General features: G+C 69.4%; 15 protein-coding genes and 1 tRNA gene. 9 read left to right on the top strand and 7 right to left on the bottom strand.

All coding sequences use genetic code 11. The features are described 5' to 3' along the window. Positions 1-22: 22 nt before the first annotated feature. Entirely contained in the window at positions 23-913 is an 891-nt protein-coding gene (locus AW274_RS10965; protein ID WP_062430925.1) for an SDR family NAD(P)-dependent oxidoreductase, read from the bottom strand. Positions 914-1,004: 91 nt separating this feature from the next. On the opposite strand from AW274_RS10965, the gene AW274_RS10960 reads away from it, so the two are divergent. Both AW274_RS10960 and AW274_RS10955 read left to right on the top strand, forming a co-directional pair. Beyond that, a complete protein-coding gene (locus tag AW274_RS10960) occupies positions 1,005-1,595 on the top strand; it encodes a TetR/AcrR family transcriptional regulator (protein ID WP_063813225.1) in 591 nt (196 codons plus the stop codon). A 41-nt stretch (positions 1,596-1,636) separates the two neighbouring features. Continuing rightward, entirely contained in the window at positions 1,637-2,317 is a 681-nt protein-coding gene (locus AW274_RS10955) for a Crp/Fnr family transcriptional regulator (protein WP_030456245.1), read from the top strand. On the opposite strand, the gene AW274_RS10950 is transcribed toward AW274_RS10955, so the two are convergent. Genes AW274_RS10950 through sp36 form a run of 4 tightly spaced genes read right to left on the bottom strand, consistent with a single transcriptional unit; the run spans position 2,314 to position 4,513 of the window. Beyond that, positions 2,314-3,096 carry an MBL fold metallo-hydrolase gene (locus AW274_RS10950; protein ID WP_062430923.1) on the bottom strand — a complete coding sequence of 261 codons (783 nt, stop codon included), beginning with the start codon at positions 3,094-3,096 and terminating at the stop codon, positions 2,314-2,316. The genes AW274_RS10955 and AW274_RS10950 overlap by 4 nt on opposite strands. Beyond that, positions 3,096-3,890 (bottom strand): NUDIX hydrolase, encoded by a 795-nt coding sequence (locus tag AW274_RS10945; RefSeq protein WP_369408624.1) that lies wholly within the window; start codon positions 3,888-3,890, stop codon positions 3,096-3,098. The genes AW274_RS10950 and AW274_RS10945 overlap by 1 nt, the downstream gene beginning before the upstream one ends. Before the next feature lie 15 nt (positions 3,891-3,905). After that, positions 3,906-4,361, bottom strand: a complete 456-nt coding sequence (locus AW274_RS10940) for a RidA family protein (protein ID WP_062430922.1) — start codon at positions 4,359-4,361, stop codon at positions 3,906-3,908. Further along, positions 4,358-4,513, bottom strand: a complete 156-nt coding sequence (gene sp36 / locus AW274_RS40180; protein ID WP_137246435.1) for a Sp36 family protein — start codon at positions 4,511-4,513, stop codon at positions 4,358-4,360. The genes AW274_RS10940 and sp36 overlap by 4 nt, the downstream gene beginning before the upstream one ends. Positions 4,514-4,575: 62 nt before the next feature. Between sp36 and bagA the strand changes: the two genes are divergently transcribed. Both bagA and bagB read left to right on the top strand, forming a co-directional pair. Beyond that, entirely contained in the window at positions 4,576-5,556 is a 981-nt protein-coding gene (gene bagA, locus AW274_RS10935) for an ATPase BagA (protein ID WP_062430921.1), read from the top strand. Beyond that, entirely contained in the window at positions 5,553-6,671 is a 1,119-nt protein-coding gene (gene bagB / locus AW274_RS10930) for an ATPase BagB (RefSeq protein WP_062430920.1), read from the top strand. Before bagA ends, bagB begins: the two co-directional genes overlap by 4 nt. Before the next feature lie 3 nt (positions 6,672-6,674). Here the strand turns inward: bagB and AW274_RS10925 are convergent, their stop codons facing one another. Further along, positions 6,675-6,971, bottom strand: a complete 297-nt coding sequence (locus AW274_RS10925) for a WhiB family transcriptional regulator (RefSeq protein ID WP_030456252.1) — start codon at positions 6,969-6,971, stop codon at positions 6,675-6,677. Between the two features lie 248 nt (positions 6,972-7,219). Here AW274_RS10925 and AW274_RS10920 point away from each other — a divergent pair, with 248 nt between their 5' ends. After that, a complete protein-coding gene (locus tag AW274_RS10920) occupies positions 7,220-9,457 on the top strand; it encodes a transglycosylase domain-containing protein (RefSeq protein WP_083974005.1) in 2,238 nt (745 codons plus the stop codon). Positions 9,458-9,519: 62 nt separating this feature from the next. Here the strand turns inward: AW274_RS10920 and AW274_RS10915 are convergent, their stop codons facing one another. Further along, on the bottom strand, positions 9,520-9,975 hold the full coding sequence (locus AW274_RS10915) for a GatB/YqeY domain-containing protein (RefSeq protein WP_062430919.1): 456 nt from the start codon (positions 9,973-9,975) through the stop codon (positions 9,520-9,522). An 81-nt stretch (positions 9,976-10,056) separates the two neighbouring features. Here AW274_RS10915 and AW274_RS10910 point away from each other — a divergent pair, with 81 nt between their 5' ends. The 4 genes from AW274_RS10910 to AW274_RS10895 all read left to right on the top strand — a co-directional run bounded on the left by AW274_RS10910 (position 10,057) and on the right by AW274_RS10895 (position 12,683). Then, positions 10,057-10,959 carry a metallophosphoesterase gene (locus tag AW274_RS10910; RefSeq protein WP_062430918.1) on the top strand — a complete coding sequence of 301 codons (903 nt, stop codon included), beginning with the start codon at positions 10,057-10,059 and terminating at the stop codon, positions 10,957-10,959. A gap of 46 nt (positions 10,960-11,005) precedes the next feature. Beyond that, positions 11,006-11,079, top strand: a tRNA-Pro gene (locus tag AW274_RS10905). Positions 11,080-11,233: 154 nt separating this feature from the next. Beyond that, entirely contained in the window at positions 11,234-12,244 is a 1,011-nt protein-coding gene (locus AW274_RS10900) for an aldo/keto reductase (protein ID WP_062430917.1), read from the top strand. Positions 12,245-12,272: 28 nt separating this feature from the next. Further along, positions 12,273-12,683 carry an SRPBCC family protein gene (locus AW274_RS10895; protein ID WP_062430916.1) on the top strand — a complete coding sequence of 137 codons (411 nt, stop codon included), beginning with the start codon at positions 12,273-12,275 and terminating at the stop codon, positions 12,681-12,683. Positions 12,684-12,756: the final 73 nt, after the last annotated feature.

The raw sequence follows: 12,756 nt of genomic DNA, 5'->3' as shown, positions 1-12,756 counted from the left end.
CGTTACCGATACACGACCGGTCTCACTCGCCCGCGTCGCCATCGGCGGCCGTGGAGAACCCTTGACCCAGAGGATCCCGCTGCCGGGCGGTCGCGCCGTCGCGGTCGGTCGACCGGCTGAGCGCCTCGTTGGCGGCGTCCTGCTCGGCGGTCGCCCGCGCGGCGGCGCCGGCCACCGCGAAGGCGTCGGAGCCCAGCAGCAGCCGCACCGGCGGACGCTCCATGTCGGCGACCTCGGTGACCGCCCGGGCGACCTTGGCGGGGTCGCCGAGCGCCACGGCGTCGCCGCCGTGCAGGGCGGCCATCACGCCGACGCTCGCCTGGTAGGGCTCGGAGATCGGCGGCACGGTCATCGACGACCCGGCCCAGTCGGTGGCGATGCCGCCGGGCTCGACCGTGGTCACCTTCACCCCGAGCGGGGCCAGTTCGGCCGCCAGGACCACGCCCAGGCCGCTCACGGCCCACTTCGCCGCCTGGTAGGCCGACAACCCGGGTGTGCCGACCCGGCCGCCGACCGAGGAGACCGTGATCAGCGAGCCGCGGCCCTGCCCGCGCAGGATCGGCACGACCGCCTTGTTCACGTTGACGACGCCGAAGAAGTTGGTCTCGACCTGGGCACGGAAGTTGTCGATCGAGGTGTCCTCGAACGCCGACAGGTCGGCCCACCCGGCGTTGTTGACCACGACGTCGAGCCCACCGAACGTCCTGACGGTCGTGGCCACGGCCGCGTCGACGGCGTCCTTGTCGGTGACGTCGAGCGGCAAGGCGAGCAGCCGGTCGCCGTACTTCTGGGCGAGGTCGTCGAGCTGCGCGGGCTTGCGGGCGGTGGCGGCGACGCGGTCGCCGCGTTCGAGGGCGGCGATGACGATCTCGCGGCCGAGACCCCGGGAGCTGCCGGTGACGAACCAGATCATGGTTGACTCCTTCTGACTAACTGGTTAGTTGAAAAGCTAGGCAGGAGAGTGCGGAGTTGTCAACTAACCGGTTAGAAAATACTCTTGGACCATGCCTGGGAAAGCCGACGCCACCCGACAGCGCCTGCTCGACGCCGCGATGGCGGAGTTCGCCGAATACGGCATCGCCGGGGCCCGGGTCGACCGCATCGCGGCCGTGGCCGGCACCAACAAGGCGCAGATCTACCACTACTTCGGCAGCAAGGACCAGCTCTTCGACGCCGTCTTCACCGGCATCGTCGAGATGGTCGTCCGGGAGACCCCGCTCGACGTCCACGACCTCCCCGGCTACGCCGCCGCCCTGGCCAGGGGCTACGACGCCCACCCGCAGGTCGCCCGCCTGGCCACCTGGCAGCGCCTGGAGCGCGCGGAGGACCCGCCGATCCCCCGGGCCGTGGAGAGCACCCGGACCAAGATCGAGGCCATCGCCAAGGCGCAGGCCGACGGCGTCCTGCCCACCGAGTTCCCGGCCGGGGTGCTGCTCGGCCTGCTGCTCTCCCTCGCCGCGGCCTGGACGTCGGTCAGCCCCCACTACACCGCCGCCGTCGGGGCCATGACCCCCGACGAGCGCGCCGGATACGTCGAAGCAGCGGTCCGACGTCTGCTTTCTGGTGGTCCAGGTGATACAGAAGGCAGGGCATAGGCCACAATGGCTACGATCGCGAATGAAGTTGGGAGGCAGGCATGAGCACCGAAGAAGTCTTGAGCAGGGCCCCCCTCTTCTCCGCGCTCGACCGTGAGAGCGCCGCGGCCCTCCGCACGAGCATCACCGAGGTCACCCTGACCAAGGGCCAGACCCTGTTCAGCGAGAACGAGACGGGCGCGACCCTCTACGTGGTACTGGAAGGCAAGATCAAGCTCGCCCGTACGGCCTCCGACGGCCGGGAGAACCTCCTGTCGGTCCTGGGGCCGTCGGAGATGTTCGGCGAGCTCTCCCTGTTCGACCCACGCCCCCGCACGGCCTCGGCCATCGCCCTCACCGACGTGAAGCTGGCCGGCCTGTCCCACGACGACCTGCGCCCGTGGCTGACGGGGCGGCCCGAGGTGGCCCTCCACCTGCTCAGGGCGCTGGCCCAGCGGCTCCGCCGCACCAACGACGTCCTGGCCGACCTGGTCTTCACCGACGTGCCCGGCCGGGTGGCGAAGGCCCTGCTCGACCTGGCCGAACGGTTCGGGCAGAAGGTCGACGACGGGATCCGCGTCCACCACGACCTGACGCAGGAAGAACTGGCTCAGCTGGTGGGCGCCTCGCGCGAGACGGTGAACAAGGCGCTGGCCGACTTCGCCGGCCGAGGCTGGCTCCGCATCGAGGCGAAGGCCGTCGTGATCATGGACATGGAGCGTCTCTACAACCGCTCCCGCTAGAGGCTCTTCAGGTAATTGAGCTGGGCGGCGACCGACATCTCCGCCGCCGGCCACAGTTCCTTCGGCACCTCCGCGTAGACCATTTCCACGATCTCCCGCGTGTCCTTCGCGCCGTCTCTGATCGCCTGGCGGATCTGGTCGAGGCGCTGCCGGCGATGGGTGATGTACTCGTCGAGCTTGCCGATCGGGTCGGGCAGGATCGGGCCGTGGCCGGGCAGCAGCACCTCGGCTTCCGCGAGTTCGGCCATTCCCCGGAGCTTGTCGAGGCTGCGCAGGTAGTCGGCCAGGTCGCCGTCGGGGGCGATCACCGTCGTGCCGCGGCCGAGGATGGTGTCGCCGGTCAGCACCGCGTGGTCTTCGGGGAGCCAGAAGCACAACGAGTCGAACGAGTGGCCCGGGGTGCCGATCACCCGGATCTCCAGGCCGCCGGCCGTCAGGGCGTCGCCGTCGGTCAGGCCCTCTTCTCCCAGGACGTGGGTGCGGTCGAGGGCTCGTACAGGGGCGTCGACCAGCTCGGCGAAGCGGCGGGCGCCGCCGCTGTGGTCGTCGTGGCCGTGGGTGAGGAGGACGACGGCCACGGAACGCTCGCCCAGGCGCTCTACGACCGTCGACAGGTGCCGGGGGTCGTCGGGGCCGGGGTCTACCACCGCGACCGTCTCGCCGCCGCCCAGGATCCACGTGTTGGTGCCGTCGAGGGTCATCGGGGAGGCGTTGGGGGCCAGGACGTTGGCGGCGTTCGCGGTGCCCGAGCCGTCGATCGGGAGAGAGAGGCCGCTCATCAGATCTGTCCCTCGGTCGTGAGGACCATCTGCCCGGTCCTCTCCACGGGGGCGGGCATGACGGTGGTGATCTCAGGATCGCCGGCGAAGACGTCGGTGATCGTCTTGTACGCCGACACGGTGGTCAGCGTGTGCAGCGTCGGCGGCATCAGGAAATATCCGGATCTGAGGGCGTCGGCGGGGGTCGTCCAGACGACCGTGTCGGCTTCGCCGCCCACGTCCCGGGTTCGCTGGCCCTGCGGCAGGGCGGCCACGAAGAACCGGGTGTCGAAGCGCCTGGTCTCGATCTCCGGGGTGATCCAGTGGGCCCACGGCTTCAGCAGGTCGGAGCGGAGCACCAGGCCGTTGGCCGCCAGGAAGTCGGCGAACGCCAGTTCCCGGCTGATCAGGGCCAGCCGCTCGGCCTCCCAGCCGGTCGTGTCGGGCACGACCTCGTCGGCCGACCGGCCCGCCAGCAGGACGCCGCTCTCCTCGAACGTCTCCCTGACCGCCGCGCAGACGAGGCTCCGCGCCGTTTCCTCATCTGCGCTCAGCATCACGGCCCAGTCGGCCGGCGACGGCCCGGCCCAGCCGATGTCCACGAAGGCGTCACGGGGGTCGACGGAGCCCCCGGGGAAGACGTAGGCCCCGGCGGCGAAGGCCATCGTGGCCGCGCGCCGGAGCAGGTAGACCTCCAGAGGGGGCTCCCGCAGCAGGGCCACCGTGGCGGCGGCTCTGGCCGGGACCGGGACGAGCCGCCCGGCCAGCAGGTCACGCGCCCGTACACCCAGCTCGCCTGGCAGCGGAATGTCCACCGTCCGAGTGTAGAACTATCGGATCTCTGCGATCAGCTCCACCTCGACCGGGGCATCCCGGGGCAACACGGCCACGCCGACCGCGCTGCGGGCGTGGGCGCCCTGGAAGACCTCGCCGAGCAGCTCACTCGCGCCGTTCACGACCTGCGGCTGGCCCGTGAACGACGGGTCGGAGGCGACGAAGCCGACGACCTTGACGATGCCGGCCACCTGCGACAGGTCGCCGACGACCGACTTCAGGGCCGCGATCGCGTTCAGCGCGCAGACCTTGGCCAGCTCGTAGGCCTCCTCGGGGGTGACCTCCACGCCGACCTTGCCGGTCTTCAGCAGTTCCCCGGCCGCGATCGGCAGCTGGCCCGAGGTGTAGACGTGGGCGCCCGAACGGACCGCCGGGACGTAGGCCGCCAGCGGCGCCGCCACCTCGGGCAGCGTCAGGCCCAGCGCCGACAGGCGGTCTTCGGGGCTGCTCACGCCTTGGCCCGCTTCATGTAGGCCACGAGCTGCTCGGGGTTCGGGCCGGGGACGACGGCCACGAGCTCCCAGCCGTCTTCGCCCCAGTTGTCGAGGATCTGCTTGGTCGCGTGCGTCAGCAGCGGCACGGTCACGTACTCCCACTTCGTCATGGCGGAAGGCTATCGATACTCCTCGGCGTATCGGGAAATCGCGTTTGGGTAGCCTCACGGGTGTGAGATCTCGCGACACCGACTGGGACGGAGTACGTCTCCATGTCGTGACCGGCAAGGGCGGCACCGGCAAGACGACCGTGGCCGCCGCCCTGGCCCTGGCCCTCGCGGCCGGCGGCCGCAAGGTGCTGCTCGTGGAGGTGGAGGGCCGCCAGGGCATCGCGCAGGTCTTCGATCTTCCGCCGCTCCCCTACGAGGAACGCAAGATCGCGGTGGCGCCGGGAGGCGGCGACGTCCACGCGCTCGCCATCGACCCCGAAGAGGCCATGCTCGAATACCTCGAGATGTTCTACGGCCTCAAGCGCATGGGCAAGGCCCTGACCAAGATGGGCGTCGTCGACTTCGCCACCACGATCGCCCCGGGCCTGCGCGACGTCCTGGTCACCGGCAAGACCAGCGAGGCGGTCAGGCGCAGAGACAGAACCGGCAAGAGGGTGTACGACACCGTCGTCATGGACGCCCCGCCCACCGGCCGGGTCACCCGTTTCCTGAACGTCACCCAAGAGGTGGCCGGCCTGGCGAGGGTCGGTCCCGTACGCACCCACGCCGACATGGTGCGCGGAGTGGTGGCCTCGCCCGAGACCGCCGTGCACTTCGTCACCCTGCTGGAGGAGATGCCCGTCCAGGAGACCCTCGACGGCGTCGAGGAGCTGCGCGCGGCCAAGCTGCCGGTCGGCGGCATCTTCATCAACATGGTGCGCGCCGTCGACCCCGCCCTCGACGGCCCTTTCGACCTGGCCGAACTCGCCATGGGCGTGAAGGCGGCCGGGCTGGGCGACGACGGCAACGCGGCGGTCATCGCCGAGGCCCTGGCGGGCGAGGTCGTCGAGCAGCAGCGCCGGGCCGAGCTCGAAAGAACCGAGCGCGACGCGCTGGAGACCGCCGGGGTGCCACGATATGAACTGCCCCTGCTGGCGGACGGCGCCGACCTCGCGGGCCTCTACGAACTCGCCGAAGCGATCCGCAGCCAAGGAGCCGCATGACCTCGCCCGAACTTGATCTCGACGGCATCATCGACGATTCGGGCACCCGGATCGTGGTGTGCTGCGGGTCGGGGGGTGTCGGCAAGACGACCACGGCGGCCGCCCTCGGGCTGCGGGCCGCCGAGCGGGGCCGCAACGTCGTGGTGCTGACCGTCGACCCGGCCCGGCGGCTGGCGCAGTCGATGGGGCTGACCTCGCTCGACAACACCCCGCGCAAGGTCGCGGGGGCCGACGGCGAGCTGTTCGCCATGATGCTCGACATGAAGCGGACCTTCGACGAGATCATCGAGGCCCACGCCGACCCCGAGCGGGCCCGGCAGATCCTGACGAACCCCTTCTACCAGTCGCTGTCGTCGAGTTTCTCCGGCACGCAGGAATACATGGCCATGGAGAAGCTCGGGCAGCTCCGGCGGTCGGGCGAATGGGATCTGATCATCGTCGACACGCCGCCCTCGCGGTCGGCGCTCGACTTCCTCGACGCGCCCGAGCGGCTGGGGCGGTTCCTCGACGGGAAGCTGATCAGGTTGCTGATGGCGCCCGCCAAGGCCGGGGGGCGCAGCGCGTTCAAGATCCTGAACGCCGGGTTCGGGCTGGTGGCCGGGGTGCTGACCAAGGTGCTCGGCGCCCAGGTGCTGAAGGACATCCAGACGTTCGTCTCCGCGCTCGACGCCGTCTTCGGTGGATTCCGCCAGCGGGCGGAGCAGACCTACAAACTGCTGCAGGCCCCCGGCACCGCGTTCATCGTGGTGGCCACGCCGGAGCGTGACGCGATGCGGGAGGCCTCCTACTTCGTGGAGCGACTCGCCGAGGAGCGGATGCCGCTGGCCGGTCTGGTGATCAACCGGGTGCACCGCTCCCCGGCTCCCGATCTGTCCGCGGCGCGGAGCACCGCGGCCGCGGAAGATCTGGAGTCACGTGGTGAGCACGAGCTGACCGCCGCCGTGCTGAGACTGCACGCCGGACGGATGCAGCTCGCCGCCCGCGAGCACCGGGAGCAGGAACACTTCGCCTCGGCCCACCCCACTGTGCCGGTCACCCAGGTGCCCGCGATGTCTCAGGACGTACACGATCTCGACGGGTTGCGTGAGATCGGGGAGCTGCTCGCCAAGCGCTGAGGATCAGCCGGCGATCAGCTCGTTCGTCCGTTCGTATTCTTCCTTCGCCATCTCCAGCAGGTCGCGCCAGGAGTCGACGTCAGGCCGGCGGCGCAGGAGGGCGCGCCTTTCCCGTTCGGTCATTCCGCCCCAAACCCCGAACTCGATGCGATTGTCCAGCGCATCGGCGAGGCATTCGGTCCGGACAGGGCATCCTCGACAGATCAACTTCGCCCGGTTCTGTGCGGCGCCCTGAACGAACAGAGCGTCAGGATCCGCACCTCGACAGGCGGCACGGGAGGTCCAATCCGTGATCCACATTTTTCGACCCCACTCCCCTTAGGTGGTCAGTCGTGACTTCTGGGGCCGACGGGCGCGGTCGCCGAGCCTCCTTATTCAGTTGCCGCAGAGGAGAACGTACGAGACTCCGCATCCGAATGGACAGACCCGCAGGGACCAAATTTGGCGGGCGGTCGTGTCCGGGTATGACTAGTCATCCCAAGCGCGGGTAATGCGCCGTGGTGCGTTTGGTACCGAATCTTCCCTTGCTTCGACGTACGCTTAGCTCCGTGCAAGCTTCAGGCAAAGCCCGCTTCGGGAACGCGATCTTGACCCTCGTCAAGCTCATCGCCGCCGCCTCCATGGCCGGCGTGCTGGTCGCGGCCGTCGGGCTGCCGGCCATCGGTGGAGCCGGCTTCGGCGCGAAGTCAGGCGTCGAGTCCTTGCGCATCGAGGCGGAGGAGCTCAACGAGCCCCCGCTTCCCGAGAAGACCGTGCTGCTCGACAACGACGGCAAGCAGATCGCGCAGTTCTACTTCCAGAACCGCGAGTCGGTGCCGTTGAGCAAGATCGCACCGGTGATGCAGCAGGCGATCATCGCGATCGAGGACTTCCGGTTCTACGAGCACGGCGCCCTCGACATCGAGGGCACGATCCGCGCGATGACGAAGAACTTCTTCGGCGGCGGGGTCGTGCAGGGCGGCTCCTCGATCACGCAGCAGTACGTGAAGCTGGTCATCTTCAACTCGGCCGAGACCGAGGAAGAACAGCTGAAGGCGATCGAGGCGACGTACACGCGCAAGCTCAACGAGATCCGCTACGCCATGGCGATCGAGAACAAGTACTCGAAGGCGGAGATCCTCAACCGCTACCTGAACATCTCCTACTTCGGCGACGGCGCCTACGGCATCGAGGCGGCGTCCAAGCGCTTCTTCGACAAGCACGCCTCCGAGCTGGAGCTGCACGAGGCCGCGACCCTGGCCGGCGCGGTGCAGAACCCGAGCCAGACCGACCCGGGCCGGGGCAAGGAGTTCCGGGCGCGGCTGCTGGCCCGCCGCAACACCGTGCTCGACCGGATGAAGCAGCTCGGCAAGATCACCGACGCGCAGTTGTTCGCGGCCAAGCAGGAGAAGCTCGGCTACAAGGGCGAGAAGATGCCGGGTGGCTGCGAAGACAGCTCCTACCCCTACTTCTGCCTGTACGTCCAGAACGACATCCTGAACAACCCCGACTTCGGCAAGACCGAGAAGGCCCGGCGCGACTTCCTGAACCGGGGCGGGCTGACCATCCGCACCACGCTCGACCGGAAGATGCAGAAGGCCGCCGACGACGCGATCAAGAAGTTCGTCTACCCGTCCGACGAGCAGGTCGCCGCCGAGGCGCTGGTCGAGCCCGGCACCGGCGCGATCAAGGCGCTGGCCGCCAGCCGCAAGTTCGGCGACAACAAGAAGAAGAACGAGATGAGCTACAACCTGGCGGCCAACCGCGCCCACGGCGGCGGTTCCGGCTTCCAGGCGGGCTCCACGTTCAAGGTGATCACCCTGCTGACCGCCCTCGACAACGGCATGAAGCTCAACGACGGGTTCGGCACCGGCAAGACCTACGACATCCCGACCAACGCGTTGTCGCCGTTCCGCGACTGCAAGGGCAACCGGACCGGCGAGACCCACCAGGTGTTCAACTCCAGCGAGGGCGCCGGCGGGTTCAACACCCTCCAGACCGGCACCTGGGGCTCGGTGAACACGTTCTTCATGAAGCTCGAAGAGCACGTGGGCCTGTGCAAGGTCGTCAAGATGGCCCAGAAGCTCGGCATCGAGCGGGCCGACGGCGCGAAGCTGCGCGAGGTGCCGACCTTCACGCTCGGGGTCAACGAGATGGACCCGGTGACGGTCGCCAACGCCTACGCGACGATCGGCGCCCGCGGCAAGTACTGCGCGCCGATGGTCATCACCGAGATCGTCGACCGCGACGGCAAGGCCACCAACTACAAGCCCGACTGTGACCAGGTGCTCGACGAGAAGGTCGCCGACGCGGCCAGCTCGATCCTCAGCGGCGTCTTCACCAAGGGCACCATGACGGGCGTCGGCGGCATCGGCCGCGACGCGGCCGGCAAGACCGGCACCACCGACGGCTACACCGCCGCCTGGTTCGCCGGCTACACCCCCGACCTCGCCTCGGCCGTCAGCATCGGCGACCCGCGCGGCGCCTTCAAGTACGACCTGACCGGCGTCACCATCGGCGGCGAGCCCTTCCCGTACGTCTACGGCGCCTCGATCTCCGGCCCGATCTGGAAGTACACGATGCTGAAGGCGCTGAAGGGCGTGCCCGCCACCGACTTCACGCCGGTCGACATGTCGGAGTTCGGCGGCTGCTCGCCGGGCTTCTGCCAGCCCAAGCCGAAGCCCAAGCCCGAGCGCGGCGGCGACGACCGGGGCGACGACCGCGGCCGCGACATCCCGCCGCCCGACGACAACGGTCCTCCCCCGCCCGACGACGGCGGCGGCGTGATCATCCCGGCCGTCAACTGACGAACGGCTGAGGGCCCTTCCCCGAGCGGGGGAGGGCCCTCAGCCGTTCTCGGTACGCCGGATCAGCCCGCCAGGCGCGCCTTCACCGCCGCCGCGACCCGGCCGCCCTCGGCCCGCCCCGCGACCTTCGGGTTGACGACCTTCATGACCTGGCCCATGGCCTGCGGCCCGGCCGCCCCGGTCTCGGCGATCGCCTCGTCGACGAGCGTGGCCAGCTCGGCGTCGGAGAGCTGCGCCGGGAGGTACGCCTCCAGCACGGCCTGCTCCTCCAGCTCGGCCTTGGCCTGCTCCTCGCGCCCCGCCCCGGCGAACGCCTCGGCCGCCTCGCGGCGCTTCTTGGCCTCCTTGGTGAGGACCTTGACGATCTCGTCGTCGCTCAGCTCACGGACGGCCTTGCCCGCGACCTCCTCGACGTTGATGGCGGCCAGCGCCATGCGGATGGTCCGCAGCCGGATGTCGTCACGAGCCTTCAGCGAAGTCGTGAGGTCGGCCTTCAGCCTGTCTTTGAGAGCGCTCATGGCCCACTATCTTGCCGTGTCCCAGCCCGGGATCTCTCCGGGTTATCCCGGGCTCACCCGGCGTTCGGGCATGATTGGGATGTGCGGAAAGTCGTAGCGGTACCTTTGGGAGTGGTCGGTCTCGGGCTCGCCGGCCTGGGCTACGCGTCGATCGTCGAGCGCAACTGGTTCCGGCTGCGCCGCTTCGACGTGCCGGTCCTCGAACCCGGCCGTCGCCCCGTGAAGATCCTGCAGATCTCCGACCTGCACCTCACCCCCGGCCGCACCCGCCTGATCAACTGGGTGCGGTCGCTGTCGCGGCTCGAACCCGACCTGGTGGTCAACACCGGCGACACGATCTCCCACCCCGACGCGATCCCGGCCTACCTGCGCGCCGTCGAGCCCTTCCTCGATCTCCCCGGTCTTTTCGTGTACGGCTCCAACGACATGTACTCGCCGCACTTCAAGAACCCGGCGAAGTACCTGTGGCGGACGTCCAAGACCGAGAGCAAGAAGCGGAACATCCCCGACCTGCCGTGGCTGGAACTCGGCACGGCGATGACGTCGGCCGGCTGGCTCGACATGAACAACACCACGGCCCGCCTGAAGGCCGGCGACCTCGACGTGGCGGTCGGCGGCATCAACGACTCCCACATCGACCTCGACCGCTACGACCGCATCGCAGGGCCGGCGCCCGCCGACGCCGACCTGCGCCTGGGGGTCATGCACTCCCCCGAGCCCCGGAACATGACCCGCTTCGCGGCCGACGGCTACCAGCTGCTGCTGGCCGGGCACACGCACGGGGGGCAGCTCTGCATCCCCTTCTACGGGGCCCTGGTGACCAACTGCGGGATCGATCGGGCCCGGGTGAAGGGTTTGTCCCACCACGAGTCGGCGTGGCTCCACGTGTCCGCTGGGCTCGGGACCTCCCCCTTCGCCCCGGCGCGGTTCGCCTGCCCGCCGGAGGCGACGCTGCTGACTCTGGTGCCCCGCGTGGCGCGGTGACGCAAGCGCGGCGAAAGTCCGCTAGACTCAACGAGGCAGAAAGCACCGGGGTGTAGCGCAGCTTGGCAGCGCGCTTCGTTCGGGACGAAGAGGTCGTGGGTTCAAATCCCGCCACCCCGACGGTGTAGTAAGCAGGCGAAGGTCTGATCCACTCAGTGGGTCGGGCCTTTTTCTGTTGCCGCATCACCGCATCTTTGCCCAACCCACGTGGCACTCGCCCCCACCAGCGGGAATCTGATCCCAGACGGTCCCGCGCGGTGAGAGAAGGCCTGCCATGTCCCTGACGGAGATCCTGCCCGGCCGCCGCGGCTTCGGCACCGCTCCCCTGGGCAACATGTTCCGCGCGGTCCCCGAGGACGAGGTCCACGCCACCCTGGAGGCCGCGTGGGATCAGGGCACCCGCTACTACGACACCGCCCCCTTCTACGGCGCCGGGCTGGCCGAATCGAGGCTCGGCGCCTTGTTGTCGACGAAGCCGCGCGACTCCTACGTCCTGTCTACCAAGGTCGGGCGGGTGATCCTCGACGAGGTCCAGGTCGGGGCGCGTGATCTTGGGGACAAGGGCGGCCTGTTCGAGCACGGCCGCCCGAACGAGATGATCAACGTGTGGACCGCCGAGGCCACTGAGCGGTCGATCGAGGACAGTCTGAAGCGGCTGGGTGTCGATCGGCTGGACATCGTCTGGGTTCACGACATCGCCCAGGACTTCAACGGCGACGAGTGGTTGCGGAAGTTCGAGGAGGCCCGTACCGGTGCCTTCCGGACCCTGTCCCGGCTGCGCGACGAAGGGGTCATCAGGGCCTGGGGGCTGGGGGTCAACCGGACCGAGCCGATCGAGTTGACGCTGGCCCTGGAGGAGCCGCAGCCTGACGGTTTCCTGCTGGCCGGGCGGTACACGCTGCTCGACCACGAGCACGCCCTCCAGCGGCTGCTGCCCATGGCGCAGGAGCAGGACGTCGGCATGGTCGTCGGCGGGCCCTACAGCTCCGGGGTGCTGGCCGGGGGCACGCACTTCGAGTATCAGCAGGCGCCGCCGGAGATCGTCGAGCGGGTCCGGAAGATCAAGGATCTCGCCGACCGGCACGGGGTCGGGATCAAGGCCGCGGCCCTTCAGTTCTCGCTGGCCCATCCGGTGGCCGCCGCCGTCATCCCCGGCGCGACCCGGCCCAGCCGGATCGCCGAGGACGTCGCCGCCGTGGACGAGGTCGTCCCGGCCGCGTTCTGGCAGGAGTTGCGCGCTCAGGGGCTGGTCAGCCCGGCCGCGCCGCTTCCCGACGGCGTCTGACCACACACGACCACCTGGAGAAACGATCATGGCCTCTACCTCGGTCAGCCGCGTGATGCCCGCCTCGCCCGAGCGGGTCTGGGAGCTCATCGGCGGGTTCCACGCCCTGCCCGACTGGCTTCCGTACATCCCCGAGAGCACGATGCTCGACGGGGGGCGGGTGCGCCGGCTGGTGAACCCCGACGGCGGGGTGATCGTCGAGCGGCTGTTGTCCTTCAACGAGGCCGAGCGCTGTTACACCTACGCCATCGTCGAGGGGCCCTTCCCGGTCACCGGTTATCTGTCCACGCTGCGGGTCTATCCGGTGCCCGGGGCCGCCGAGGTGGTGTGGTCGGGGCGTTTCACCCCGACGACGGGGAGCGACGACGCGGCGGTCGAGTTGTTCACCACCATCTACCGCGACGGGCTCGACGCCCTGCACGACTTGCTGGCGGGCTGAAACGGCCGCAGGCCAGGCGCAGGTCAGATCTCCCCCATGCGGGCGTTGATCCTCATCCGTACAGGCTTGTCCC

The organism is Herbidospora daliensis, from assembly GCF_001570585.1.
Taxonomy (GTDB): Bacteria; Actinomycetota; Actinomycetes; order Streptosporangiales; family Streptosporangiaceae; genus Herbidospora; species Herbidospora daliensis.
The sequence above is the reverse complement of the archived record's forward strand: the minus strand, read 5'-3'. Positions and strand labels throughout refer to the sequence as shown.

Excerpts from the sequence above, each read along its gene's own strand:
- AW274_RS10895 (WP_062430916.1), top strand. The coding sequence starts at position 12,273 with ATGGCCTCTACCTCGGTCAGCCGCGTGATGCCCGCCTCGCCCGAGCGG.
- AW274_RS10900 (WP_062430917.1), top strand. The coding sequence starts at position 11,234 with ATGTCCCTGACGGAGATCCTGCCCGGCCGCCGCGGCTTCGGCACCGCT.
- AW274_RS10950 (WP_062430923.1), bottom strand. The coding sequence starts at position 3,096 with ATGAGCGGCCTCTCTCTCCCGATCGACGGCTCGGGCACCGCGAACGCC.
- AW274_RS10960 (WP_063813225.1), top strand. The coding sequence starts at position 1,005 with ATGCCTGGGAAAGCCGACGCCACCCGACAGCGCCTGCTCGACGCCGCG.
- sp36 (WP_137246435.1), bottom strand. The coding sequence starts at position 4,513 with ATGACGAAGTGGGAGTACGTGACCGTGCCGCTGCTGACGCACGCGACC.
- bagB (WP_062430920.1), top strand. The coding sequence starts at position 5,553 with ATGACCTCGCCCGAACTTGATCTCGACGGCATCATCGACGATTCGGGC.
- AW274_RS10915 (WP_062430919.1), bottom strand. The coding sequence starts at position 9,975 with ATGAGCGCTCTCAAAGACAGGCTGAAGGCCGACCTCACGACTTCGCTG.
- AW274_RS10965 (WP_062430925.1), bottom strand. The coding sequence starts at position 913 with ATGATCTGGTTCGTCACCGGCAGCTCCCGGGGTCTCGGCCGCGAGATC.
- AW274_RS10955 (WP_030456245.1), top strand. The coding sequence starts at position 1,637 with ATGAGCACCGAAGAAGTCTTGAGCAGGGCCCCCCTCTTCTCCGCGCTC.
- AW274_RS10925 (WP_030456252.1), bottom strand. The coding sequence starts at position 6,971 with ATGTGGATCACGGATTGGACCTCCCGTGCCGCCTGTCGAGGTGCGGAT.